The sequence below is a fragment of the Streptomyces sp. NPDC058664 genome (genome assembly GCF_042716635.1).
In the GTDB taxonomy this organism is placed as follows: domain Bacteria; phylum Actinomycetota; class Actinomycetes; order Streptomycetales; family Streptomycetaceae; genus Streptomyces.
The window spans coordinates 1-23,538 of record NZ_JBHXRW010000085.1; the positions used below are offsets into that span (position 1 = coordinate 1).

The window sequence follows — 23,538 nt, forward strand, 5'->3', positions numbered from 1 at the left end:
AGGAAGCTCATTACGCATAGACCCTAGCCTCCCACCCCCCACCGACACCGTGATCATTCATCCCCGTACCACCGCCTGCCAGCGCGGGTACGGGCCGGCAGGCGGTGAGGCGGGCGCGGGCGCCAGCCGGTGTCCGCCAGCAGCCTGCGCAGCCGGCGGGGCGGCCGCAGGTCAGCTCCGCGGTGCGGACCATTCCACAAGACGCTGCCGTTGCCGGGGGCCTAACCCGCCCAGACGGCGGCTGGGCGCGATTCCCATCTCGGCAAGAAGCCGCTGGGCGCGGACCTTGCCCATGCGGGGAAGTGATTCGAGCAGCGCCCGGGCCGGCATCTTGCGTATCGCCTCGGAATCACTGGCCATCGCCTCAGCCAGCGACAGCCTGCCCTGCTTGAGGGCCTCTTTCACCTCAGCGCGCTCCCGGCGCGCCGTTATGGCCTTGTCCAGGGCGGCCCGGCGCTGGACGTCAGTCAGCTGCGGTACAGCTCCCATCAACGATGGTCCTCTCACGAAAAACAATACGAAACGGAACCATCATGACCCGCCCATCCAGGCTTTGACCAGCACGTTCACCACCACAGCACAGCAAACCAACCTGCCCTGCAGCATCTCGGCACGCACAGGCCACGGGCGGCCGGCCCGGGAACACCGGGGCCTGCGCCCACACCAGCCTGTAACCGGTAACCCGTAACCGCCCGGCAGGCAGCCAGGCGGCGGCCGTTGCCAGGCCCGTCACGCAGTCCGTCAGAGGCCCGTCATGGAACCGCCGGGAGCCTCGCCCCTGACAGACCCATGACGAGCTCCTGACGGACCGCATGACGGACCCGGCTTCGTGTGCACGGGAGTGCACGAGCACCAGGAACGCGTGGACCGGAGGGAAGCGGAGCGCGGGCTACAGGTCGAACTGGATCTGCTCGATGCCGGCCAGCCCGGCGAGGAGGGCGTGGGCACGGCGGTCGCCGTCACGGAAGCAGACCTCGCCGAGAGCCTCGGGGCGAGCCGCCAGAACACGCGCACTCAATCAGGCATCTACAACTTTTCACATGATATTTACCTTTTATGAAGCTGGTTGCAGTCAGCAGCCGGCCACTCTGAAAGGTGACACAGATGCCGGAAATGCCGCACGGCATGCAGGACGCCGCGGAGAAGGTCAAGAAGATCGAGTCCAACGTCAAGTCCGCTCCCGCGGACTGGAGCAAGAAGCAGGAGACCACCGAACTCCTGCGCGAGCTCAAGTCGACGGTCGAGCAGCAGACCCGCTGACCACAGGCCCGCCCAACGCCCCTGTGCTTCCTTCTCGCCTGGCATGTGCGAGGAGGGGCACAGGGGCGCCGTCACGTGAGCCGGCACGCGTGAGGGACTTCCGCCTGGCCACGTCCGCGCGGGCGGCCTGGCCATGGAGCGCGACGCCGTCCCGCAGGAATCACCGCGAGCCCGCGCGGCGGCGCCTCAGAGGATGGGGGGATGCGGCCTCGGGTGCCAGGCGCGGGCACCCGAGGCCTGCGGGGTACTTAACTCCGCCCCGGGGGTGAACGGCGAAAACCGGGCACACGCCACCTGATCAACATCTGCTCGCCCGCGCCCGTTACGCGCCTTCACCCTCCCGGCCCACATGAAAAAGGGAGCCGTGACGCTCGGGGGGATCAGCCACGGCTCCCAGATCAAGGGGGTGCGGGCCGGCCGGGCCTGACAGCCGCTCGGTCCGCACCTCCATGTCTACCGCCACGGCACCATCCACGCGACCGGCACAGGACCGGACGGGGATACGCCTTCACGCATCCGGCCGAGGCGCCCCGGCCAGCGGCACGAACTCGCCCGGGCCGGGACGCTCACCCTTGATCACAGCGGAGGTGTCCGCCCGCTCCGCATGCCCTTGGGGGAGCGATGCCGGACACTCCTGTTAGAGGAGTCGGTGTATTTTCGCGCGGGCCATGGTGAGGGTGTTCGGCGTGCTTGAGGTCCCGTTTTGGTTGTGGGGGGCGTTCGCCGCGACGGTGGTGGTGTCGCTGGCGGTGGACCTGCTGTCGCACCGCACCGCGCACGTCATCGGCTTCAAGGAGGCCGCTGCCTGGAGCGGCTTGTGGGTGGGCCTCGCCCTGATTTTCGGTACGGTCGTCTTCCTCGTGCTGGGCACGACGGCGGGCACCGAGTACACCACAGCGTGGCTGCTGGAGAAGAGCCTGTCGGTCGACAACCTCTTCGTCTTCGCCGTGATCTTCGCCTACTTCAAAGTGCCCCGGGCCTACCAGCACCGGGTGCTGTTCTTCGGCGTCATCGGCGCGCTCGTCTTCCGCGGGATCTTCCTCTCCCTCGGCGTGGCGGTCGTCAGCCGTTTCACCGCGGTGCTGTTCGCCTTCGCGGCGGTTCTCTTCTACAGCACCTACAAGCTCCTCAAGGACGAGGAGGACAGCTTCGACCCCGGCAGGAGCTTCGCCGTACGGATGCTCCGCAAGATCATCCCGGTGCGGGACGAGTACGCCGGGGCGAAGTTCTTCGTCAAGGAGGCCGGCAGACGGGTGGCGACGCCGCTGCTGGCGGTGGTCGCCGCGATCGAGGCCGCCGACCTGATCTTCGCCGTCGACAGCGTCCCGGCCGTCCTCGCGGTCAGCGACGACGCCTTCATCGTCTACACCAGCAACGCGTTCGCCATCCTCGGCCTGCGCGCCCTCTACTTCATGCTCGCCGGACTCCTGGACCGCTTCCACTACCTGAGCAAGGGCCTGGCGATCATCCTCGCCTTCATCGGGGTCAAACTCATCCTCCAGGCATCCCACAAGATAATCAGCCCCGGCATCCCGGAAATCCCCTCCCCCGTCAGCCTCGCGGTCATCGTGATCGTCCTGACCGGGTCCGTGCTGCTCAGCCTTAAAAAGCCCGTTCCCATAAGCGCCGCGGAACAGGCCGGCGACCAGCCGGCCGCTCCCCCGCCCCCCGGGCAGTCCGGCCCGCCGCCCCTGGCAGATGATCCCGATCCCCCCGCCGGCCCGACAGGACGGGACGCTTGACCCCTCTCGCCCATGCGGGGCAGCCGGAACACTTTCCCGTACAACAATGCGGGCATACAGTAAAGATATGGTCAAAAGGAAGCTTGAAGCCGAAGCGTACGAATGTCCGGCCTGCAAGCGGTCCGTGCCGGCCGTACTGCACCGCCACAAAACCCTCGGTGTATTCGTCCCTGCAGCAGGCCCGGGCCCATGCCAGAACCGCGACTGCCCCGACTACCGGCTGGACCCCCGACACAAACACACCCCAGCGCGGTAAACGACAGTTTCCCGCTCTCTGAAGCGCGCCCCCTGGCCCCGCAGCCGATGGGGAACGAAGGTTGCTTGATCATCCCCCTCCAGCAGCCAGTCGGCACTCCTCATACGGCGCCGCGCTTACGGGCTGCCCCGCGATTGATCTTGGGTATGACGTGACATGACGATGGCCGCGCGGGTTCTTGAGGTGTGAAGATCAAGCAGGCCCGCGCGGCCATGGCCCATCCTGCCTTCTGTGGCCTCTCGTACCAACATCTCGGCGAGTTGATCGAAGAACTCGCGCCACGCTGGGAGGCGCGTTGCGAGTCCGGTCGCCATGACCGACGTCACGGCGACCGCCGGCGGGAGGCCGGTGCCGGGCCGAAGTACGAACTCGTCTTCACCGACCGGGTCCTGGTGACCCTCGTTCACCTGCGGACCGGCCTGACCCATCAGGCCCTGGCCGTGATCTACGAGGTCGGCTCCTCCACCATCGGCCGGGCGATCGGCGAGGTCCGTCCACTGCTCGCCGGGCGCGGCTTCGCCGTTCCCGGTCGGCCCGGTCTGCGGCTGCGAACACTGGAGGACGTGTTCGCTTACGCGGACGCCGAAGACGTGACCTTGCGGATCGACGGGATGGAGACCCAGGTCAGGCGCCCGAAGGCGGGCCGGCCGGGGCGACGCGCGTTCGTGTCGGGCAAGCGGAAGCAGAACACGGTCAAGACGACGACGATCAGCGACGGCCAGGGCCGCACTCTGTGGTCCGGGGCGATGCGGCCGGGCCGGATGCACGATCAGACCGCGATGCGAACCAAGGGCATCGCCGAGCAGTTCAGGCAACACCCCGGCGTGAAAGCCGAGGTCGACGACGGCTACCGGGGCCTGGCCAACGAGTTCCCCGCCCAGGTCTCGGCCCCTGCGAGGAAGCCGAAGAGCCTGGCCGAAGACGACGGGCCGCTGACCGAGTACTTCGGCTGACGCGAGGCAAAACGCCGCCAGTCTTCGCGCCGGATCTGCGTCGAGCACGCCAACGCCGAACACCGCCAGTGGCGCCCGCTCCAGCGATACACCGGACGCCGCGAGACCTACGGAGAAACCCACCGGGCCGTCGCCTCCCTGGTCTCCGACCGTGCAGCCCGCAGGCCCACCCGTCGCAAGACGAGCACCGAACTGGTCCTCGTCCACCCGGCGGCCTGCTGAATCACCCACCAGCCGAACCGCCAGGCCAACGCACCCCGTGATCAATCGCGAGGCAGCCCGTAACGCGTCAGTACTCGCGCCGAGTCGCCGTATGGGCGCCCATACCTGCCGGGGGCACGGCCACGCCTCCCGCATGGGTTGGACCTCGCGTCACCAGGACAGCTGGCTGTTACGACGGGGTTCCTCTGCAACCGCAGCTTCATGTTCTGCGACAGCAGCGTCGTAGAGGCGGAGGAGTTCTGTGTCGTCCAATCTGAGCGCAGCGCACAGACTGACGATCGCAGCGCGCGGGGGCATGACTTGCCGGCTGAGCACGCGACTCCAGGTTGACCGGGAAATTTTGCTGCGGCGGGCCATAGCGTCGAACGACAGGGCATTTTCGTCCTTGATTCGCTGTAGCTCCGCGACCAGGGCTTGGTTCGCTGACCCAGGTCCCTGCGACGACCCCTGTTCCTGGTCGCGTGCCTCCTCGTCCCCGCCCAATGCGGCCGGCATCCTTCCAAGGGAACGACCGAGGTTTCTGAGCGCCTCATCCCGGCCCAACGCCTGTACCCCGGTACCGGTTGAGGAGGGATTGACCATCTCGACCGGAGTTCCCGCGTCGTCGCCCGCTGCATCCCAGAGCACTTTGAACCGGTCGACTTCCGCCTCCTGATCGACCCGCGGACGAGCACGCTTGGCCAACTCTTCCACCATCATCTCCACCACTCCCCAACCCGGCAGCACCGGCTTCGTAAGGGCGTGATGGATCCTGGTGTGGCTGACGACATCACCTCCGCCGGCTGCCTCCTGAAGCGCCCGGGCCGAGGGGTAGCCGGCGCGCTTGTGCAGGGCGTGAAGTTCGCGGTTGAGCCGGAGCAGGGGGCCAGGCGGGATGTCAGGCGTCTTCCACGGACGGGGCATGCTCGGCTCTCCGGCGGGGTGTAAGAAATTGTCAGAAGTCGTCAGCCATGATGCCAGCGAAATGTCTGCACGTGTCAGATGTCGTAGAGATCCGTGGGTGTTCGTCTGCACTCATAAAGGCCACCAAAGGTGGATTCACGCTGGTCAGGTAGCTAATCAATGCCTGACGGAGGTTCTTATGGATCAGATCAGCGTGCGTGCGCTCCTGCTGCTTCTCGTAGGCGGGATCACGGCTTACATGGCCTTTCACAATCCCGCGCTCGGCGTCGCGGTCGGCGTCGCGGTCGTAGTCATGGCCTTGCTGCACGAGCTGCTGGCCCGATAGGTCAGCTCACGAAGCGGGCCGGCCCGACAGGCCGGCCCGCTGGCTGCCTATCGAGGGCGCCGCATGGTGGCGCGGTCTGATCACCGAGTTACCCGCCGAGACCATCACGGGGGACCGGACCCGCCCGCACCCTGCATGATGCGCTCCTCGCCGAACGCTCCGAAGAGCGGGGACGCGATGCTGTACGACCTGGCCCGAGAGGGGGAGAACGGGGGTGTCCCCCATGTCCACGTGCCCGTGTCTACTGAAGCATCGGCTGGGAAGCGGGGCATGCGCCGGGTCCCTCCCACCGGGGGAAGGTGCCGGACTAGGGTGACGGGCATGTTCATCGCTGCTGTTTCGCCCCGGTCCACCGGAAAAACGACGGTCATCTGGTGGCTGCTCCATGCCCTGCGCGAGCGCGGCTACGACGTCATGGGATTTGACTCGGACGAGTCGAAGCAGCTCTATCGGTGGTGGCAGGCGTCGGACCAGGAGTTCGAGGTGACCCGCCTTGCGGACACCCGTTTCCACGAGGAGGCACCGGACGCGCTGCCGGAGGGGCACATTGGCGCGGTCGACTGCGGCCACCTGGAGAACCACGCGGGCATCGGGTACTCCGTGGTGCGCGTGGCGGACCTGGTCATCGTCGTGTGCGCGGCGACCAACGGCGACGTGGAGCGCCTGGAGGAGCTGCCCATGGATGGTTTCCTGGATCTGGCCTGGGCCAAAAAGAAGGATCCGAACGCCCCTCGGGCGAAGGAGTGGGTCCTGCTGGTGCGTGTGCAGCCCGGTACCAGGACGGCACCAGAGGGCATCCGTAAGACGCTGGTGGATGCCGGCTGGAACGTTTTCACGACGATGATTCCGGCTGTCCAGCGGTACGCGAACACGGGCGAGGGGCAGCCGATCGATGCGCCGGGGTCGCATTTCGACGAGTTGGTGACGGAGCTGGAGCACCGGGGGCTGATCAGCAAGTGAGCAGCAAGTCCAAGCCCCTCACCCCTGAGCAGCTGCGGGCGAAGCGTGAGGAGCGGCGGCGCAGAGAGCAGGAAGAGGCCGGCGCCGGCGCGGTGGTCCTGCGTGAAGAGGACGTGGCGCAGGGCCGGGCACAGCCGATGATTCGGTGGGATCAACTGCCGACCGCGGTGGATGCGCCTGACGCACAGGGGCCGCTGACGGCCGAGGAGGCGGACTCCTGGGAGCTGTGCAAGCGCTCTTTTGCCCAGTACAAGGAGGCGTGGTTCGTCGCGGCGACCGCGCTGGACATCTCCCTGCGGGGCCGACTGTGGCGGGCGGACTACGAGACCGCCGAACTGTTCATCCGGGATGTGACGGACATGTCGACGTCCAACGCGTATCGGCAGATCGCTGGGGCGCGGATCGCGGCACTGTTGGCCGAGCCGCCACGCCTCGAACTTGAATCGAACGATCTGTCCCGCATGCGGGACTCGAACCCGCGGCCCTTCGTGATCAGCCAGCGCGCGGCCGAGAGCCTGTCCAAAATCCGCGAGGATTACGGGCCAGAGAGTGCGGCCGATGCCTACCGGACGGTGGCCGAGGCGACCGGCCGGGAGATGGTGAGCGGAAAGACCCTGACCGCCATCGTCCGGCAGTTCCCCCGCAGGGCGGTAGAGGAATTGGACGCTGAACAACGGCAGGAGCGTCTGCGCGAGCTGGCGGTGCGGCAGGCCGCCGAGGAGGCGGCAGCAAGGGCGACGCCGACTGGCCCTCTTGCCGTGTTCGCAAAGTACGTGACCAATGCGCAGGCTTTCGCGAGCACGACAGCTGGCATGGCGGACGCGTTCACCGCTGCGGCTGCCGAGGATCCGGCAGAGGCGAAACGGCTCGCGGTGCTGCTGCGGGACCATCTGACGGTAGTCATCGACAACCTGCCGGACGTCTAGATCGTTCGATTTCATTCGAACGATCTGTCCCGCATGCGGGACTCACAGGACACCGGCCTGCCCGAACATACCGAAGGGCGGCACCCACCCGGGGTGCCGCCCTTCGGTATGGGTGCGGTTCGTCGGCTAGCTACCGACCAGCTTGTTCAGCCCGACGGCACTCACACCGAATGCGGCGACTCCGGCAAGGACAGCGGCAGCCGTGTTGGACTCGGTCGCACAGGTAAGCAGACCCGCGCCGATACCGGTGAGGACGGCAACAGTGAGCAGGAAAGCGGATCGCAGGCTGAGGAGCGGTGGGCCCTCCCCGGTGGGCGGGTTCGGTGGGCCGGTCCTGCGATGTCGTCTGATCCGGCGTGCGGGGAGGCTGCTGGAGCGTGGACATGGGTTCCCTCTCTGTGTGGTGGCGCTGCGCCGGCCGGTGCAGCGGGCAGGGTGTGCAGCTCCTCACCTCCTGGACGACGGACCTTGCCAATGGGTATGACAGGCCGTCCGGTCTGCTGTGAGGAGCGATGGCGGCAGGATGACTAAGGCGGTACCTAGCGACACAACCCCTGCCTGAACTGCGGTGATGTGCACCAGGCACCTGTAGGCACTTCTGGGACCGCAGTGCAGGGGGCAGTACCCCTCCTGTCTTAGTTATGGGGCGGGTGTGACTCGGGAGCGATCTTCACTCCCGAGTCCCGGCTCCCTGGAATGTCGTCTATAAGGAAGGGAGTCGAATGCCTACGCCCTTCACTCCGCCCTGGAGAGGCCTCAAGCAGATGCCGGCTGGTCCCCACGGCTGGAAACGCTGAAGGGCGGCATCCCTGGTGGGGTGCCGCCCTTCAGCGTTGGTGCGGGGGTCAGCCGGTGTAGCCGGTGGCGATCAGGTCGGCGGCCTCCTGGCGGCGCTGTCCGGCGATGGTGCGCGAGACACCGAGGACGTCTTCCACGTCCTTGATCGGGACGGCGTACATGTCGGGCGTCTCGGGTCGCTCGTCGACGGGCAGGGCCGCGTGGGCGGCGAGAATCATGCGGGCGACCTTGCGGACCGCGCGCTCAACGGCGGAGAGGCGGGCGGTGTCCTCGGCCTCCAGGGCGGCGACCTCGGCACGGGCGGCGGCCTCGCGGGCGGCAGCGGCGGCGGCCAGGGCTTCGGTCTGGTCGCGCTCGGCGGCGGCCTTGCGCGCGGCGGCTTCGGCGCGGGCGGCCTCGGCCTGCTCGGTCTGCGCCTGCGCCTGCTCGGCGGCGGCGCGCTGCCGGCCGGCCTCGGCCTCGGCTCGCCGGCGCTCCGCCAGCTCAGCGGCGGCCTTGCGGCGGGCCTCCTCGGCGCGGGCGTCGGCCTCGGCCTCCTCGGCCGACCGCTCCGCGAGCGCGTTGCGCTGCGCTGCGGACAGGGTCGCGTTCGCGGCGCGTTCCGCCGCCAGGCGCTCGGTCTCCGCCTTCAGCGCCTCGGCGTCGCGGGCCGCCTGCGCCGCGATCCGGTCGGCCTCGGCCTGCCGGGCCACGCTCTCGCGCCGTTCCGCCTCCAGCCGCTCGGCCTCCGCCTGGCGCGCGGCGGCCTCCTGCGCGAGGCGCACGGCCTCCGCCTCGGCCTCGGCGGCGGCCTTCTGGTCCTCCTTGGTCTGGCGGATCGCGGCGGCGGCGCGGGCCTCGGCCTCACGCTCCTCCGCCGTCTTGGCCGCCTCTACCTCCCGCTGCGCGGCACGTTCCGCCGCCTCGGCCGCGCGTTCCGCCGCCTTGCGCTCGGCTTCCGCCGCGAGGGCCGCGGTGTGCTCGGCAGTGCCAGCAGCCGCGAGGGCAGCGGCCTCAGCCGCCTTCGCCTTCGCCTGGGCGGCGGCCTTCTGCGCGGCAGTGTCGTGCTGCGCGGTGGTCACCTTGGTATCGATGCCCATCCGCCGAATCGTGTTGTCAGCCTTGCGCTCCTCCTCGTCCAGACGGCGCTCGTCCTCGGCGGCCCGGGCGGCGGCGACCCGGTCAGCCTCGGCCTGGGCGCGGCGGTCAGCGTCCTCCTGCTGCTTGCGCGGCTGGTCCAGTGCCTCGTCCACACTCAGCCCGTAGGCGGCCATCTTGAAGGGGAGCAGGGCGGTGGCGCCGGCCTTCTTCTTCCAGCCGCGGCCGTGGGTGTGCTGGAGCCAGGCCTCGTAGACGTCCAGAGCCTTGTCCATCTCCACGACCTGGGCGTAGGAGGTGATGCCGCGCAGCTTCATCCGCCGGAAGGTCGTGAACGCCGCCCAGGGCGAGAGGATCCAGCGGTGCAGCGGCACCGAGTCCGACTCGACGCCCAGGACCAGCTTGTTCGTGCGGATGATGAGGTGGCGCACGCCCTCGACCACGGCCACGAACAGGACGGGCAGCACGCCGTGCATGACCGCGCCCAGCGGGTCCTGCGCGATTGGCTTCTCGCCGGCCGCCGCGTTGAACACGATGGTCGCGCACGTCAGCGCGTGGGCGATCAGGCGCAGCATCGGCTTGGGCATCCGGCGCCAGACCAGGACCAGGTCCATGCCGTACATGGCGACGATCCCGGCGTCGATGCCGACGGGGAACAGCCAGGAGTACCAGCCGAAACCGTGCTCGCGGGCGAGGCCTTCGAGGGCGTCGTAGGAGCCGGTGAACCCGATCGCGGCGACCACGGCGGCGCACACGGCCGACAGCCTCACGACCCACTTCATCGCCTTGACCGACCACGGCCGCGCGGCGGTGACGGCGGGCGGAGCGGTCTTCGTCTCGACCGGAGCGGTCTCGCGCTCCGGCGGAACGGGAACGGACGCGGGCGGAACGGCCGGGGCGGCGCTGCCGGACAGGTCGGTTCCGGGCCGGGGCTTCGTGATCGTCATGGGCTCCTGCATGCGGGCAGTCTGCCCCGTGGCGGAGGCGGCCGGAGCGGCGGGGCCGCCGGGCGGAGCGGCCTCCGGGGCGGGCGGAGCGGCGGGCCGGGGGCGGCCGTTGGCCGGACCGGGGTAGGTTTCGAGCTGCGTCACGGGTACCTCCGTGGTCGTAGGGCGGGGCCGGGAGGAGCGAACTCCCGGCCCCGTCCGCATGTCTGAGGGGGCGGGTGGGCCGGTGGTCAGCCGGCGTGGTCGAACAGGGCGAGCTGCGCCTCGGCCAGCGCGCAGGTCGGCGAGCCGGTCCCGCTCCCGCTTCAGGGCCCGGCGCCAGCAGGGCGGGCACCACGGCCGCAACTAGTCGGCCGGGGCGGCGGCGTTCGCGGCGTCCGTGGCGTGGGGCGGGTAGGGGGCGGCGTGCAACGCCACGGGCTTGTCCGTACCGGCCGCACACCGCTTGGAGGCGTGCTCGGTGCCGCAGGCGCCCTCACAGCCGCACTGCGTGCCGTGGGCGGCCATGACGACGTCCAGGACACTGCCGGGAGGGATCGTCACGGCCCTTCACCTGCCGTTCTTCGTGGTGGTGCGGGCGATGACGCCCCGGGTGATCGTGCTCGTCGTGCGGTGCTCCTGGCGGACCGGGCCGGCGTAGTGGTGGTGGTGCGTGACCGGGGCCGTCTCGGCGGCGGCCTGCCCGGCCCGGCGGACCAGCCGGGACAGGGCGGCGACCAGGGCGACGGGGGCACCGACAGCGAGGGCCAGGACGAGCGGGTCGACCCCGCCCAGCGCCCACAGGGCTACGCCCGCGCCGGTGCCGGCCATCAGGGTGCCGGCGCCGCCCGCGAGCATCAGCGCGGAGGCGTCGGTGGCGCGCTGGGACATCGGTGCCCGGCCGGGCTGGGCGACCGGGAGCGCGTCTCCGACGGCGGGCAGCGGGGTGGTGTCGCGGTAGGCGGTCGGCACGGGGGCCGGGGCGGGGGCGGCGGCCTCGGCGAGGGCGTTCTCGACGGCGGCGATCAGGTCGGCGGCGCGGGCGGTGGTGGCCTCGCGGTCGGGCGTGCGGTCCATCGGGTGCTCCTTCCTGTTCGAATTCCTGACGGCGGGGTCGGCGGCGGTCAGGCGCGTACGGTCCAGCCGCGCTCGGTACGGCGGATGTCGAAGCACGGGCCCGCGATCCGGCCCTGCGCGGGCAGGCACTGCCCGAGGCCGAGCGAGTCGATCCGGGTCATCAGCTCCGCGATCTCAGCGGCCAGGGCAGCGGCCTGGGCCTCCTTGCGACGCAGGTCCTCGGGACGTCCGGTGTACATGGCACTCCTCACGGTGAGTGATAGTCAGGCGGGATGTCAGAGCGGGTGTTTTTGACAGTCAGGGGGCGATGCCAGGGCTGTCAGCAGGAAAATCCGTGACTTCTCTTTAGGCCCCCGGCCGCCTGACAGTCAGGAGTCAGAACGTCCCCTGACTGTCAGGCCATCACTTTCCGTAGCTGCTAGGCGGGCTGGAGCGGGGAGTGGAGGATCGTGTAGGAGCCGTGCCCGTCCCGCTGGATCAGGCCCGCCTCGGTCAGGCGCTTGAGCTCGCCCTGGAGCCAGGGGCGCTGACGGCCGGTCGCCACGGTCGCCGGGATCAGGTCCGCCGGCGCGAACTCCAGCCGCCCGTTCTGCACCCAGGTGTCGAGCTCGGCGTAGAGGGTGTGCCGCGCCTCCTCCGTCGACATCCGCTCGGGCCGTTCGAATTCCATGTCGCTGTCGTCGTCGGCGTCGGGGACGTCGTCGTGCAGGTCGAGGTGGGCGTAGTCGGCGTCCGGCTCGGGGTCGGCGGGAATGGCGCCCAGGATCTCGTCGTAGGCGTCCTGGATCTCGATCTCGGCGGCCTGCTCGGCGGCGCTCATGTCGGTGTCCTCGAAGCCGTCGGCGGAGGGGGCGGGGGGCTGTGCCGGAATCGCGGCCAGGGCGGGCGGAGCCGGACGCCGCGCGGGCGGAGCGGCGGCCGCGGCCCCGCCCGGGAAGGGCGGGAAGGCCGGAGCGTCGGGGTCGGGGGAGGCCGTCACGGCGGAGCCGAACCCGATGCGGACGGAGTGCAGCCAGGCGAGTGCGGCGGCGGCCGACTGCTCGATGCCGGGCGTGGTGCAGTTGGTGCCCCGGCCGGTGCGCTGGGCGTAGGACTGCCCGAGCGCGTTCGCGGTCGTCTCGTCCAGCGGGTCGCGGTACGGGGCGGCGGCGGCCACCACGGCGGCCAGGACCGAGCGGTCGGTGAGCGAGGAGCGGGCCTCCGTGGTCCACCGCTCCTGGGGGATGCCCATGCCGGTGGAGATCGCGTAGCCGGGCCGGGACGAGCCCCAGGCGGGCACGGCGCCGGCGTCGGTGACCGAGTCCGGCAGGCAGAACCCGGCGTCGCCGGGCGCGTCCACCCCGAAGCACGCCGCCGCCTGCAAGTTCGCGCGAATGTCGGTGCTGACGTTGGTCCACGTCGCGCGCTGGAGGCTGATGATCAGCCAGATACCGACGCTGCGGGCCTTGCGGGCGATCTCCTCCAGCTCGTCGAACTCCGCGACATCGGCCGCCTCCTCGATCCACACCACCACGGCGGACAGCGACGACGCCGGGGTCCAGCGGTCCAGGCCCTCGGACGACAGGACACTGCCCCGCGCCCGGATCGCGGCCGGCAGCGAACGGACGTACCGCTTGGCCTCCTTGGGGTCCTGGATCAGCCAGTCGATCCCGTCGCGGATGTGCCCCACCGTCTGGTCACCCTTGGCCAGGTCGATCACGTGCAGCGCGATCTGCGCCCGGGTCGCCAGGTGCACGAACACCGTGCGGGCGAACTCCGACTTCCCGGCACCGGTCACGCCCATCACCAGCAGGTGCTGGAGCACGGCCGGGGTGAACGGGTCCAGCAGCCACAGCTCGCCGTCGGCGTACGTGCCGACCGGGATCGGATGCGTGGGCAGCAACCCGAACGCGTCGGGCATGAAGAACTCCACCCCACCCTTGAGTAGGTCGGCGACGCGCATCGAGATCATGCCGCGCGAGGCGTCCTCCGGGTCCGGGGTCACGATCACCCCGGACGGCGGGACCTGGAGCGCGGCCGCGACGCGGGCGGTCGTCGCCTGCACGGCCTCGATCGTGCCGCCCGGGGCGACCTCGATCTGCGCCTTGACCGTGCCCTTGCCGGTGCCCTTGGCGTCCTTGACGGCCACCTTCTCCCAGCCGATCGCGGCCTGGAGCCTGGACAGCGTGCCCTCGTTGGTCTCCTCCGCGTCCACGGCCTGGCCGTGCGCCATAATCTGACGGGCGTTCCAGGAAGCCGCCAGGAGCGCGCCGCCCATCAGCCACAGGTCGAGCATCGGGCGGCCGAACGGCCCGGCACTGACCGCGCAGGTGAGCCAGCCCATCCCGGCCGCCACCGTCGCCGTCGCCTGCGCCCGGCGGAACTTCCTGAACTTGGTGTTCACGCCGGAGGTCTTCCAGGTGACCGCCGACAGCGCGGCGCCGCCCAGGGCGAGGCCGGCCGACGCGAGGCCGGCGGACATCGCGTCGCCGCCCCACAGGGCGTTCACCGCCGCCCCGGCGGCCGGGGGCAGCACTCCGGCCGCAACCCACGGCGGCGTGTACGGCAGCGCCTTGGCCAGCATGTAGCCGCCGATGGACTTGCCCAGGTTCCCGGTGACCGCGACCAGCTCGGCGCCGACACCGCCGGCGGTCGTGGTCTGCGTCGTTGTCTTCGTACGCGCCATCGCTTCAGCCCTCCTCGATCGTGAACTCGCGGCGGGGAGCGGCCTTGCCCGAACGGGCGCGCTTGGCCTCCTGCTCGGGCCTCACGAAGTGCCTGTCAAAGGCCGACGCCATCTTCAGCGCGCCCACGCCGAGCGCCTTCGCGGCCTCCGCGCTGACCTTGAGGTGGGCGGAGACAAGGCGGGCCTTGACGCGGTTGCTCGCACCGAAGTGGAACCACTTGCCCTTGTAGGTGGACAGCACCCCGTTGATCTCCTCGGCGCGCATACCCAGGATCAGGTGGAGCTCCCGGCCGAGCAGGTTGACGGCCTTGGCCAGGGCGAGGATGTCCTTGTTGTTGCGGATCTCGATCCGCTCGATCGCGTAGATGAGCCGGTCGCCCTGGTGCCGGTCCGACCCGCCCGCCGGAGCCGCCGCGCCGCCACGGCCGCCGCCCCGGCCACCGCCGGAACCGCCGTTGATGTGGACGTTGACCGGCGGCATGAACCCGGACGCCGCCGCGCCGACGAAACCGCCGGCCGCCGCCCCCGTCGCTGCTGCGGCCCGCGTCGCCCGCGACGGACCCGCCGGACGGGTCGGCCGCGTCGGCCCGGGGTCGGACGGGTGCGCCGTGTCCGACCACTGGTCATCCGCCAGCTGCGCCGCCGGGCGGGGACGCGGCGGCGGCACCGAACGCGGCGGCCTGGTCGGCCGGTCCGTACGCGGGTCGAACCCCGCCGTGTTGTCGGAGGCCCAGTCGTACGGGCCGCTGCTCGTGGTGCTCATCCCTGGGTCTCCTCGTCGTGCAGGTTGATGCCGCCGAACCACATCGGCGTACGGATCTGGATCAGGTCGATGTCCGGGTCGCCGGACTCCTCGACCGCGTCGGCCGCGTTCTCGATCAGCTCGTGCGCCGCCATGTACTTCGCGGTGGCGACGGCGGCGTACAGGTCGGTGGGTCCCATCGACGTCCGCGTCGCGAGCCGGACGGCGAGCCGGGCGACCCGGGCCGCCGCCGCCACGACGGCGACGGCCCGGTCGACCAAGAGCACGCGCAGCTGCCCGTACATCACCGGCCACCCGCCTGCTGCACGGTCTCCACCAGCCGCGCCGCCGCCTCCTGCGCCGCGACCAGCGCGGCCTGCGCCGCCTGCCGCGCCGCCTCCATCGCGGCGGCGGCCGCTTGGCGCTCCTCGTCAGTCACACTGGACATGTCGGTCCTCCACTCACCTGGATGCGTCCGACAGCTCGGCCGGTGTCCAACCACCGGCTGGCATGAGGGCGGCTCCCGAGTTCGGGGGTCGCCCTTGTTGCTACGCCGCCGTACACAAGGTACGGATTTACCACCCGCCAGGTACTTAACGTACCTTGCAGTCGACATGAAAGTACATGAAGAACCTCTAGCGGGCAACTGTTGTACCTTCAGAAGCAAATGATGTACCTTCGGGGTGTGACGCTGTCACCGCAAAAAGGGAGAAGCCATGGCATATAAGGCAGCGGAGGGGAAGGGGTACGCCGATGTGGCGTCCTACTTCCGCGCCCGCATCAAGAGCGGGGAGCTCGCCCCGGGCGACACGCTTCCTTCCGTAGCGGAGATCAGGGAACAGTTCGACGTGGCGACGAAGACCGTCAGCCGCGCGTTGGGCGTTCTCAAGGGGGAGGGACTGGTCGCCTCCCGGGGGGCGCTGGGCACGGTCGTGGCGAAGTCCTCGATGATCCTCACCGGCACCGACCGGCTCGACCGCATGGCGCAGAACGGTCGGCAGTACGCCCCGGGAGAGACCTCCTCAGGGCATCGCGTCATGCGCCGGTCCGTGGACGACCCGGAGATCTGCACCGCGCTCGACCTGGAACCCGGAAGCGAGGCTGTGATTCGCATCCGCGTCTTCAGGCAGGACGACAAGCCCACTTCCGTGGGCGTCTCCGTGTACCCGCCCCACACCGTGGCGGTCGTCCCCGAGCTGGCTGACGGCGCGACGCGCCCTCAGTTCGACCAGCTGTACACCGAGCGGACTGGCCGCCAGGTTGTACGGGGGCACAGGGTGGCCCGTGCTCGCCACGCGTCCCAGGACGAACTGAATGCGCTCGAGATCGACGTGCCGCTGCAATCGGCCGTGCCCGTCATCTACACGACCGTCACGTTCCACGACGACGAGCGCCCTCTCGGGTACTGGGAGGACGTCTACGTCCCCGGGGCGCAGGTTCCGATGGGGGACTGACGAGCGGCTTGCCCAGCTCCCCTTGCGGCTTGCCCCTGGATTCCGGGGCTTGCCCGTGGTGGCGTCTGGGCGTGTCATCGGCCCGACCTGCGCCAGCATGGGGCCACACAACGCAACAGGCCCCGCAGAAGCGGGGCCTGAGGGGCCGGTCCGGGGTGGAGCCCGGGTTGCCGACCAAAGCACCTAGCTCTAGGAGGTGCGCTCGTACATGAGCGTACGTGTATCTGCCGCCGACACGCCACAGGGCCCGGTCCGCGTCTGGACGCGCACGGGTGACCCGCAGCCTTTGTCCATCACCGCGCAGCAGCCAGCGGCCGACGCCGAGCGGCTGTCGCTGACCGCGATCGGTGTCTACGCCCGGATCTGCCTGATGCCTGACGGCGCGGAGTTCACCGCGGAATCACTCGCGGCCGGGAAGGACGACCAGGCGGAACTCCTCGAAGCGCTGGCCGACCTGGAGGCGTACGGGTACCTCGTGGAGGTGGCCCGGTGAGTGACGACGTGTTCGGCACGCACTTCAGCTCCTCGCGCATCGAGCGGGCGTGGGAGCCACCGGAGGAAGTGGTGATCACGCGGGCGCTGGCGGAATCGCCGGATCTTGACTGGGAGGACTTCGGGGTCCTGATCCGGCTGCTGTTGCGGGACCCGGACCAGCCGACGAATGTGCCGGACTTGGTGGAAGAGCTCCGGACAACCGGCTGGACCATCGGGGAAAAGCCGCTGCGACGCATCATGCGGCGCCTGAAGAAGGCCGGCCACGTTTCCCACAAGCGCGAGTACTCCCCCGAGACCCAGCGTCCCGAGTGGGTGTTCCGCGTGTTCAGGAATCCGGCGAACAACCCTCAGTACACCGAGGACGGCGTCACCGCGTTGTCGCAGGTCAGGCCGATCGGGCCGAATCGGCCCGATCGGGAGCCGGAGCCCGTTTCCGATCGGGCCGAATCGGCCGTTTATGCAGGTCAGGCCGATCGGGCCGAATCGGCCGGGTCGGCTCCGATCGGGCCGAATCGGCCCGATCGGAAAGAAGACGTTTCCGCAGGTCGGGCCGACCAGGCCGAATCGGCCCGATCACTCGCGTCCCCCCCACACCCCCCGGAGGAGGAGGAACTCCTCCCCCCTACCCCCCACGCGTCCGCTGGGTCGCTTCCGTCACAGCGGGAGGAGGAGGTGGCGGAGTTCTCCTCCGAGGAGCTTCTCGTCGCCGCGTCGTTCCTCCAGGAGATGAAGCGCTGGCAGGCGGGCAGGAAGACCGCTCAGCGGTGCGCTCCGCGGCTGCTGCGTGCGATGGGTGAGCAGGGCTGGCCGGCGCTGTCGGCGATGGACGAGGCCCAGCGCGACCTGCTGGAGGCCGACGTGCTGCGCAACACCGGCGGTGCGACGTCCTGGGAGCGGTGTCTGCCGGGCTGGGTGGAGGACCTGCGCCTGTACGCGAAGGTGGCGGCGCGTCCGGCCGGGGCGGCTTCCCGGCCGGAGCGGGACGCGTCGAAGTGCTGGAAGCCGGGCCACGGTTCCGGCGCGTACTTCACCGAGGACTGCTCGCACTGCTTGCGGGAGTCGAGGCCGCGCCGTGAGGGCGCCTCGAAGGTCGACCCCGCCGCCCTGATCGCCCAGCTCCGCGCCGGCCGCGCCGCCAGCGGCGAGCGCTGACCCGTCCTCAGACACGCAGCGGCGCCCGGGGCCTGGATGTCGAGCCCCTGCCCCGGGCGCCTCGGACCACTGGAGATCCGATGACCACCGTACCCACCGACGAGCACCTGCCCGCCCCCCGACGGGCCCACGACGCCGAGGGCGCGTTCCGCCTCCCGCCCCAGGACCTGGACGCCGAGCAGTGCGCGCTGGGTGGCATGCTGCTGTCCAAGGACGCCATCTCCGACGTCGTGGACATCCTCAAGCCCCGCGACTTCTACAAGCCCGCCCACGCCCTCGTGTTCGTCGTGATCGTGGACCTGTACGCCAAGGGCGAGGCGGCCGACCCGATCACGGTCGGCGCGGAGCTGACACGGCGCGGCGAGATCAACCGCGTCGGCGGCGCCGCCTACCTCCACCTCCTGGTCCAGGCCGTGCCCACCGCCGCGAACGCCTCGTACTACGCCGAGATCGTCCACGAACGGGCCGTGCTGCGCCGCCTGGTCGAGGCCGGCACCAAGATTGCCCAGCTCGGCTACGCCGCCGAGGGCACCTTGGACGAGATCGTCAACCGCTCCCAGGCCGAGCTGCACGCCGTCACCGAGGACCGCTCCGGCAAGGAGCCCGGCAGCATGATCTCCGCGATCGTCGAGCGGGTCATCGACTCCGTCGGCACCCACTCCGACGGCGAGGTCACCGGAGTCCCCACCGGATTCCTCGACCTGGACTCCCTCACCGGCGGCTGGCAGGACGGCCAGCTCATCGTCATCGGCGCCCGCCCGGCCGTCGGCAAGTCCACCCTCGCCCTCGACTTCGCCCGCGCCGCCGCGATCAAGCACGGCAAGCGGGTGGCGCTGTTCTCCCTGGAGATGGGCGAGGACGAAATCGGCATGCGCCTGATCTCCGCCGAGGCCCGCGTCGCGCTGCACCACCTGCGCAACAACGCCGTCACCGACGAGGACTGGACGCGCATCGCCCAGCGGACCTCCGCCATCAGCGAGGCCGGCCTCTTCGTGGACGACTCCCCGAACCTCACCCTCGCCGACATCCGCACCCGCACCCGCCGCCTCGCCGCCGACGGCGGCCTGGGCCTCGTGATCGTGGACTACCTCCAGCTGATGACCGCCCTCGGCTCCCGCCGCAACGCCACCCGCCAGGAAGACGTCTCCGAGCTCTCCCGGGGCCTGAAGATGCTCGCCAAGAGCCTGCGCGTCCCCGTGATCGCCCTCTCCCAGCTCAACCGCGGCTCCGAGCACCGCACCGACAAGAAGCCGATGGTCTCCGACCTGCGCGAGTCCGGCTCCATCGAGCAGGACGCCGACATGGTGATCCTGCTGCACCGCGAGGACGTCTACGAGAAGGAGTCCCCGCGCGCCGGCGAGGCCGAGCTGATCGTCGGCAAGCACCGCAACGGGCCCACCGCCACCATCACCGTCGCCTTCCAGGGCCACTACTCCCGCTTCGTCGACATGGCACACACCTGACCCGTAAAACCGCCTGTACGGCGGTCTCCCGGCCCCCGCCCCAGTCCAAGCCTCCTAGGTCATCCGGGGCACTGAAAGCGGCTCAGATCGCCGTACAGCGACTCGGCTTCACTCGGACACGCCCGGTCTTGCGCGCGTAGGTGCGCGCAGGCGTACGGGCAGCCCTGTGACCGGCCGTCACCCGCCGCCGGTCACAGGGCCCGTCACACCGTCCGTCACAACCGACGCTCCTCGCGCGGCACCGCGTGCACACGTGCACGAACACCCCCGTGCACACGACCCCGCCCCTCGCCGACCACCACCGAAGGACCACGCATGACCATCGACGCCGCCCTGCACGGCGCGCTCGCGGGCGCGTTCACCCGGCCGATCCCGAAGTCCGTCGCGCGCAGGTCCGCTACCTTGTCAAGCAGCACCACGGCAGCACCAAGGAGGTCGCGCAGCTGCTCGGTGTCTCCCAGCGCACCGTCGAGCGCTACGTCCGCGACCAGATCAAAAGCCGCGGGCCGACCTCGCGGACCGGATGGCCGCCGAGGTCCGCCGCCGCTGGCAGCCGCAGATGAGGGCCAGGGCCCGCAAGTCCGCCGCTACCACGGCCGGCCTCATGGTCGACGTCCGCGCCCGGTTCGGCTTCACCGCCGCACCCGGCACCAGCGACGACGCCCGCACGCGCCATTTCACCCTCGCCCTCCCACCCGAACACGCCGCCCGTCTCCTCGACGCCCAGGCCGCCGGCGCCACCGACCGCGAGCTTCAGCGGGCAACGGCCGACGCGCTGGGCGAGGTTTACTTCCGTGACGGCGGCCACCGCGCCCACGACCTCGAGGTCGAGCTCACCGACATTGAGCAGATCCAGTTCGAGCTGTCGCTGCTACGGCAAAGCTCTTGACCTGCGCGGTCTTCCTGTTGTCAGACCTTGCACTTAACGTCATGAGAATGGCACACAGCGTGTTCCACACGGGTTACCAGATCTCCCTGAACCTGTCCCTTGACGACCTTGGCCATCCCGACCGGCCGAACCTATGGTCTGAGCTGCACGGTAAGTGCAAGCCCGGCATCCTTCTGTGTCTGGAATGCAGGGACGCAGACCCCGGCTGCCCCCAGTGGATGTACGTCCAGCTACGCCGCGGCGTCCGGTTGGCCTGCCACTACAGCAACTCCAGCGCCCGCCACCCAGGGCTGGAGGGCAACCGGCACAAGGCCATGAAGGAACGCATCGTCCTGGTAGCCGACTCCGGCGGGTACCTCGCACGAGCCGAGGCCGAGGCGAAGGAACAAAAGCGCTACTCCGACGTCCTGGTCACAGGCGCCAACGGCATTCAGATCGCCCACGAGATCCAGTTCTCCCACTCCACCGCCAGATCCGCGCGCCAGCGCACTGCTGACGCCCGCCGGGCAGGCCGACTGCCGACCTGGACCGTCGACACCAGCACCGCCCCGCTGATCGACCGTGTGCCGTGGACGCGCATCGACCGCCAGCCCTGGGAGAACCTCCGGCGCCCCAGCAACCCGCTGATGATCCGTGGCGGCATCCGGCAGCTCTACCAGGACCGCTGCTACCAAAGCCCCCGCCTGTGCCCACAGAGATGGGGCGGCGCCTGCGACGGATGGCACGGCACCTGGCAGGCCAAGGGTCGCCAGTTCGACGAGTTCGTACTCCTCACCGCCGCACAACAACTGGTTCCCCTGCATCTGCCTGCTCTTGGAGAGAACCGCCGCCGCAACGCCTACATCTGGGTCACCCCTGAAGACCGCCAGCGGTACATCGACTCAGGCGCACCCGTCGTCCCCGACGAAGACGACGTCCCCACCGAGCAGCAGACCGAGGTAACACCCAAGCCGATCGACCCGAAGTGCCGATGGATGGAGCGGAAAGACTTCGTTCCCCCGCCGGCCGATCAGCGCGATACCGGCGACGACTTTGGTTCCCCCGTCAGCCTCGGCACACAGCGGTTTCCTGCCGGACCCCAGACCTCCCCGACAGCCATGCCGACCACCACTAGACGGAAATCACGTCCTGCCCCCGCCTCAATCCGCATCCCCGTTCAGCGACAAGGCCCCTCATACGGCACACAGATCGGGCCATGCGCCCGATGCCGACAGCCCACAACGCGCTATGGAGCCGGAGCATCTCCACTATGCGCCACTTGCCGCGCCACACCTCGGAACTGATCTCTCTGAACACGCTGTCCAGTTCTCTGACGCTCAGAATGCTGGTGCTACCGACTACCAGCTTGAGAGAGCGACGGCCGACGCTTCAGACGAGGTCTACTTCCGCGACGGCGGCCACCGCGCCCACGACCTCGACATCGAGCAGATCCGGTTCGTGCTGTAGCCCGATGTGACAGCACCGGCTTGGGTACCGGAATCGCACCGGCGGGGCACCGGCAGGGGACCGGCGGAGCACCGGCAAGAAGCCGGTCCCCTGCCGGTCCGGTCGGTCACGCGCCGGTGCGATTCCGGTACCCATGTCGGTCCGGATGTCGGTCCTGATCAGCGACAACAGCCGCCGCCTGGCCGCCTGTGGGGCGGTTACGGGTTACCGGTTACAGGCTGGTGAGGACACCGGTTCGCGCTGTTCCGGGCGGTCCGGAGTGACTCTCCCGGGCCTGTAACCGGTAACCCGTAACCGCCCTGGCCGCCTTCCAGTTCGCGTCAACGTTCCCGTCGGCGCCTGACCCGCGCCAGAGGAGCGAGGCCCAACGCCCGCGCATCCGTCCGGGCCCAACAGGCCCGGGAACGGGCCTGGGCGCCCTTCTCCCCGCTTTTCCGGCGTCCGGCGTGGAAAGGGTCGGCCTGGGAGACGGGTTCGCCTCCCAGGCGCCCGCTGAGGCGATCCTGCAACCTCGTTCCCTCTCGCCCCGGAGAAAGTCCAGTCAAATGACGAACACCCCCGCGCCCATCACACTCCGCGCCCTGCGCGAGCACCTGGATGCCACCAGTGCCGACTGGGCCGGTACCGCTCCGGAGACCGACCTGCTCAACCTCCGGGCCCGCCTGAACCTGTGTGAACAGCAGGGCGACCTGGAGCACTCGGTCTCGCTGCGCAAGCTCGCCGTACTGCTCGGCATGTCAACCGCGGGTGTCTCCCAGTCCAACGACCGCCTCGCCCAAGCCGGCTGGCTCCACCGCTGCCCGACCCCGGCCCCGGACGGCACCATCCGCTGGATGCTCACCCGCGGGGACAAGCCCACCCCGGACCGTTCCCGCGGCGGATACCGCCGCCCCGTCCCACCCCTCGTTCCACCCCCCGTCCCTCGCGCCCGCCGCACCCTCACCCCAGAGCAACGCTGCCTCGCCGACCGGCTTCACCACCGAGCGGACACCCTGCGCGCCGCAGCGGTGGCTGACGAGGACGACCCGGGCCTGAACATCCGCGACGCCGTCGACCTGGCCGCCGTGCAGCTCGGTCTCCAGGCGCCCGCGGACTGAGGACGGCGGGTCCGAACCTCTTCATGGCGAGTGGGGCTGGCTCTGCTCATCAGCGTGTCCGTGGTGAGTGAGCCGGCCGGGGTTCCGTGGTGAGCCGTGTTCCTGTGGGGCTCGCAGGGCGTTTTCCCAGATGGGCGGGGAGGCTGTGAGTCTGTGAGGGACTGTCCACGGTCCGGTCTGGTGGTGCGCCGGCTACGTCCTGGCGGTGCTCGTGGTCCTGCTCCTCGCCCTCGTCCTGGTGGTGCCCGGCGCGGGGCCGGCGCCTCGCGCTCGCCCCCGTCTCGCTCCCCGGCCCGTCCTCGGGCCGCGTGCAAATGCCGCACGGCGACGACGACCAGGAGCACGGGCCCGGCCATCGCCGCCGCATACATCACCAGTGCATCAGGGCCATCACTTTCTGCCTCTTCTGCAGTGCGCAACGGCCCGGCGGAGACCTCCCTCGACAGCCATCGCATGGGACTCCGACAGACCGAAGGCAGCCCTCGCCAGCATCATGGCGAGGGCTTTGTAGAACATCGCCTCCGGCATCGGCCCCACCACCCGCATCGCGGAGCGCCCGAGCCATCGGACCTCGTCACAGAGGATCTCCCGGAGGTAGTTGATCGTCGGGGCGAATAAGACCGACCGGCAAATGGTGGGGCCGGGCTGGCCAGGCGGACCCGAACGCAGGGCAGGCACGAGCCTGAGTGATCATGGAGTTCTCTACGCTC

At 70.0% G+C, this 23,538-nt stretch carries 24 protein-coding genes and 1 pseudogene; 14 read left to right on the top strand and 11 right to left on the bottom strand.

Annotation, left to right across the window (positions count from 1 at the left end; translation table 11 throughout):
* Positions 1 to 171 precede the first annotated feature (171 nt).
* Both mihF and ACFWUY_RS37515 read right to left on the bottom strand, forming a co-directional pair.
* Positions 172 to 489, bottom strand: coding sequence for an integration host factor, actinobacterial type (gene mihF, locus ACFWUY_RS37510; RefSeq protein ID WP_384120667.1), 318 nt, complete (start codon positions 487 to 489; stop codon positions 172 to 174).
* Between the two features lie 400 nt (positions 490 to 889).
* Positions 890 to 1,018 carry a hypothetical protein gene (locus tag ACFWUY_RS37515; protein ID WP_384120669.1) on the bottom strand — a complete coding sequence of 43 codons (129 nt, stop codon included), beginning with the start codon at positions 1,016 to 1,018 and terminating at the stop codon, positions 890 to 892.
* Positions 1,019 to 1,104: 86 nt separating this feature from the next.
* On the opposite strand from ACFWUY_RS37515, the gene ACFWUY_RS37520 reads away from it, so the two are divergent.
* The 3 genes from ACFWUY_RS37520 to ACFWUY_RS37530 all read left to right on the top strand — a co-directional run bounded on the left by ACFWUY_RS37520 (position 1,105) and on the right by ACFWUY_RS37530 (position 4,211).
* The gene (locus ACFWUY_RS37520; protein ID WP_384119872.1) at positions 1,105 to 1,260 is read left to right on the top strand and encodes a hypothetical protein; all 156 of its coding nucleotides are present in this window, start codon (positions 1,105 to 1,107) and stop codon (positions 1,258 to 1,260) included.
* A gap of 686 nt (positions 1,261 to 1,946) precedes the next feature.
* Positions 1,947 to 3,002: a TerC family protein gene (locus ACFWUY_RS37525; protein ID WP_384120671.1), complete on the top strand. Its 1,056-nt coding sequence runs from the start codon at positions 1,947 to 1,949 to the stop codon at positions 3,000 to 3,002.
* A 441-nt stretch (positions 3,003 to 3,443) separates the two neighbouring features.
* Positions 3,444 to 4,211, top strand: a complete 768-nt coding sequence (locus ACFWUY_RS37530) for a transposase family protein (protein WP_384120673.1) — start codon at positions 3,444 to 3,446, stop codon at positions 4,209 to 4,211.
* Between the two features lie 372 nt (positions 4,212 to 4,583).
* On the opposite strand, the gene ACFWUY_RS37535 is transcribed toward ACFWUY_RS37530, so the two are convergent.
* Complete coding sequence (locus ACFWUY_RS37535) at positions 4,584 to 5,336, bottom strand: helix-turn-helix domain-containing protein (protein ID WP_384120675.1); 753 nt, start codon at positions 5,334 to 5,336, stop codon at positions 4,584 to 4,586.
* A gap of 178 nt (positions 5,337 to 5,514) precedes the next feature.
* On the opposite strand from ACFWUY_RS37535, the gene ACFWUY_RS37540 reads away from it, so the two are divergent.
* From ACFWUY_RS37540 to ACFWUY_RS37550, 3 genes are all read left to right on the top strand, one after another.
* Positions 5,515 to 5,661 (top strand): hypothetical protein, encoded by a 147-nt coding sequence (locus ACFWUY_RS37540; protein WP_384120678.1) that lies wholly within the window; start codon positions 5,515 to 5,517, stop codon positions 5,659 to 5,661.
* A gap of 321 nt (positions 5,662 to 5,982) precedes the next feature.
* Complete coding sequence (locus tag ACFWUY_RS37545; protein WP_384120680.1) at positions 5,983 to 6,621, top strand: plasmid partition protein; 639 nt, start codon at positions 5,983 to 5,985, stop codon at positions 6,619 to 6,621.
* Positions 6,618 to 7,547: a hypothetical protein gene (locus tag ACFWUY_RS37550; RefSeq protein ID WP_384120682.1), complete on the top strand. Its 930-nt coding sequence runs from the start codon at positions 6,618 to 6,620 to the stop codon at positions 7,545 to 7,547. The genes ACFWUY_RS37545 and ACFWUY_RS37550 overlap by 4 nt, the downstream gene beginning before the upstream one ends.
* Before the next feature lie 845 nt (positions 7,548 to 8,392).
* On the opposite strand, the gene ACFWUY_RS37555 is transcribed toward ACFWUY_RS37550, so the two are convergent.
* The 8 genes from ACFWUY_RS37555 to ACFWUY_RS37590 all read right to left on the bottom strand — a co-directional run bounded on the left by ACFWUY_RS37555 (position 8,393) and on the right by ACFWUY_RS37590 (position 15,280).
* Complete coding sequence (locus ACFWUY_RS37555; RefSeq protein WP_384120684.1) at positions 8,393 to 10,513, bottom strand: DUF2637 domain-containing protein; 2,121 nt, start codon at positions 10,511 to 10,513, stop codon at positions 8,393 to 8,395.
* A 201-nt stretch (positions 10,514 to 10,714) separates the two neighbouring features.
* Positions 10,715 to 10,912: a hypothetical protein gene (locus ACFWUY_RS37560; RefSeq protein WP_384120688.1), complete on the bottom strand. Its 198-nt coding sequence runs from the start codon at positions 10,910 to 10,912 to the stop codon at positions 10,715 to 10,717.
* A gap of 6 nt (positions 10,913 to 10,918) precedes the next feature.
* Positions 10,919 to 11,425, bottom strand: a complete 507-nt coding sequence (locus ACFWUY_RS37565) for a hypothetical protein (protein WP_384120690.1) — start codon at positions 11,423 to 11,425, stop codon at positions 10,919 to 10,921.
* Positions 11,426 to 11,472: 47 nt separating this feature from the next.
* On the bottom strand, positions 11,473 to 11,664 hold the full coding sequence (locus ACFWUY_RS37570) for a hypothetical protein (protein ID WP_384120692.1): 192 nt from the start codon (positions 11,662 to 11,664) through the stop codon (positions 11,473 to 11,475).
* A 179-nt stretch (positions 11,665 to 11,843) separates the two neighbouring features.
* Positions 11,844 to 14,090 (bottom strand): FtsK/SpoIIIE domain-containing protein, encoded by a 2,247-nt coding sequence (locus tag ACFWUY_RS37575; RefSeq protein ID WP_384120695.1) that lies wholly within the window; start codon positions 14,088 to 14,090, stop codon positions 11,844 to 11,846.
* 4 nt (positions 14,091 to 14,094) lie between these two features.
* Positions 14,095 to 14,853: a hypothetical protein gene (locus ACFWUY_RS37580; RefSeq protein WP_384120698.1), complete on the bottom strand. Its 759-nt coding sequence runs from the start codon at positions 14,851 to 14,853 to the stop codon at positions 14,095 to 14,097.
* Positions 14,850 to 15,137, bottom strand: coding sequence for a hypothetical protein (locus ACFWUY_RS37585; RefSeq protein WP_384120700.1), 288 nt, complete (start codon positions 15,135 to 15,137; stop codon positions 14,850 to 14,852). The genes ACFWUY_RS37580 and ACFWUY_RS37585 overlap by 4 nt, the downstream gene beginning before the upstream one ends.
* Entirely contained in the window at positions 15,137 to 15,280 is a 144-nt protein-coding gene (locus ACFWUY_RS37590; RefSeq protein WP_384120702.1) for a hypothetical protein, read from the bottom strand. Before ACFWUY_RS37590 ends, ACFWUY_RS37585 begins: the two co-directional genes overlap by 1 nt.
* 268 nt (positions 15,281 to 15,548) lie before the next feature.
* Between ACFWUY_RS37590 and ACFWUY_RS37595 the strand changes: the two genes are divergently transcribed.
* The 8 genes and pseudogenes from ACFWUY_RS37595 (at position 15,549) to ACFWUY_RS37630 (ending at position 22,828) form a co-directional block, all read left to right on the top strand.
* Positions 15,549 to 16,286 carry a GntR family transcriptional regulator gene (locus tag ACFWUY_RS37595; protein WP_384120705.1) on the top strand — a complete coding sequence of 246 codons (738 nt, stop codon included), beginning with the start codon at positions 15,549 to 15,551 and terminating at the stop codon, positions 16,284 to 16,286.
* A gap of 208 nt (positions 16,287 to 16,494) precedes the next feature.
* Entirely contained in the window at positions 16,495 to 16,779 is a 285-nt protein-coding gene (locus tag ACFWUY_RS37600) for a hypothetical protein (protein ID WP_384120707.1), read from the top strand.
* Positions 16,776 to 17,933 (top strand): hypothetical protein, encoded by a 1,158-nt coding sequence (locus ACFWUY_RS37605; protein WP_384120710.1) that lies wholly within the window; start codon positions 16,776 to 16,778, stop codon positions 17,931 to 17,933. The genes ACFWUY_RS37600 and ACFWUY_RS37605 overlap by 4 nt, the downstream gene beginning before the upstream one ends.
* A gap of 197 nt (positions 17,934 to 18,130) precedes the next feature.
* On the top strand, positions 18,131 to 19,396 hold the full coding sequence (dnaB, locus tag ACFWUY_RS37610) for a replicative DNA helicase (RefSeq protein ID WP_384120719.1): 1,266 nt from the start codon (positions 18,131 to 18,133) through the stop codon (positions 19,394 to 19,396).
* Positions 19,397 to 19,665: 269 nt separating this feature from the next.
* Positions 19,666 to 19,959, top strand: coding sequence for a helix-turn-helix domain-containing protein (locus ACFWUY_RS37615; protein ID WP_384120712.1), 294 nt, complete (start codon positions 19,666 to 19,668; stop codon positions 19,957 to 19,959).
* A pseudogene (gene tpg / locus ACFWUY_RS37620) lies at positions 19,878 to 20,285 on the top strand (telomere-protecting terminal protein Tpg); the annotation flags it as partial. The gene ACFWUY_RS37615 and the pseudogene tpg, both read left to right, overlap by 82 nt.
* 47 nt (positions 20,286 to 20,332) lie before the next feature.
* Entirely contained in the window at positions 20,333 to 21,568 is a 1,236-nt protein-coding gene (locus tag ACFWUY_RS37625) for a hypothetical protein (RefSeq protein ID WP_384120715.1), read from the top strand.
* Positions 21,569 to 22,276: 708 nt separating this feature from the next.
* Positions 22,277 to 22,828, top strand: coding sequence for a hypothetical protein (locus ACFWUY_RS37630; RefSeq protein WP_384120717.1), 552 nt, complete (start codon positions 22,277 to 22,279; stop codon positions 22,826 to 22,828).
* Positions 22,829 to 23,538: the final 710 nt, after the last annotated feature.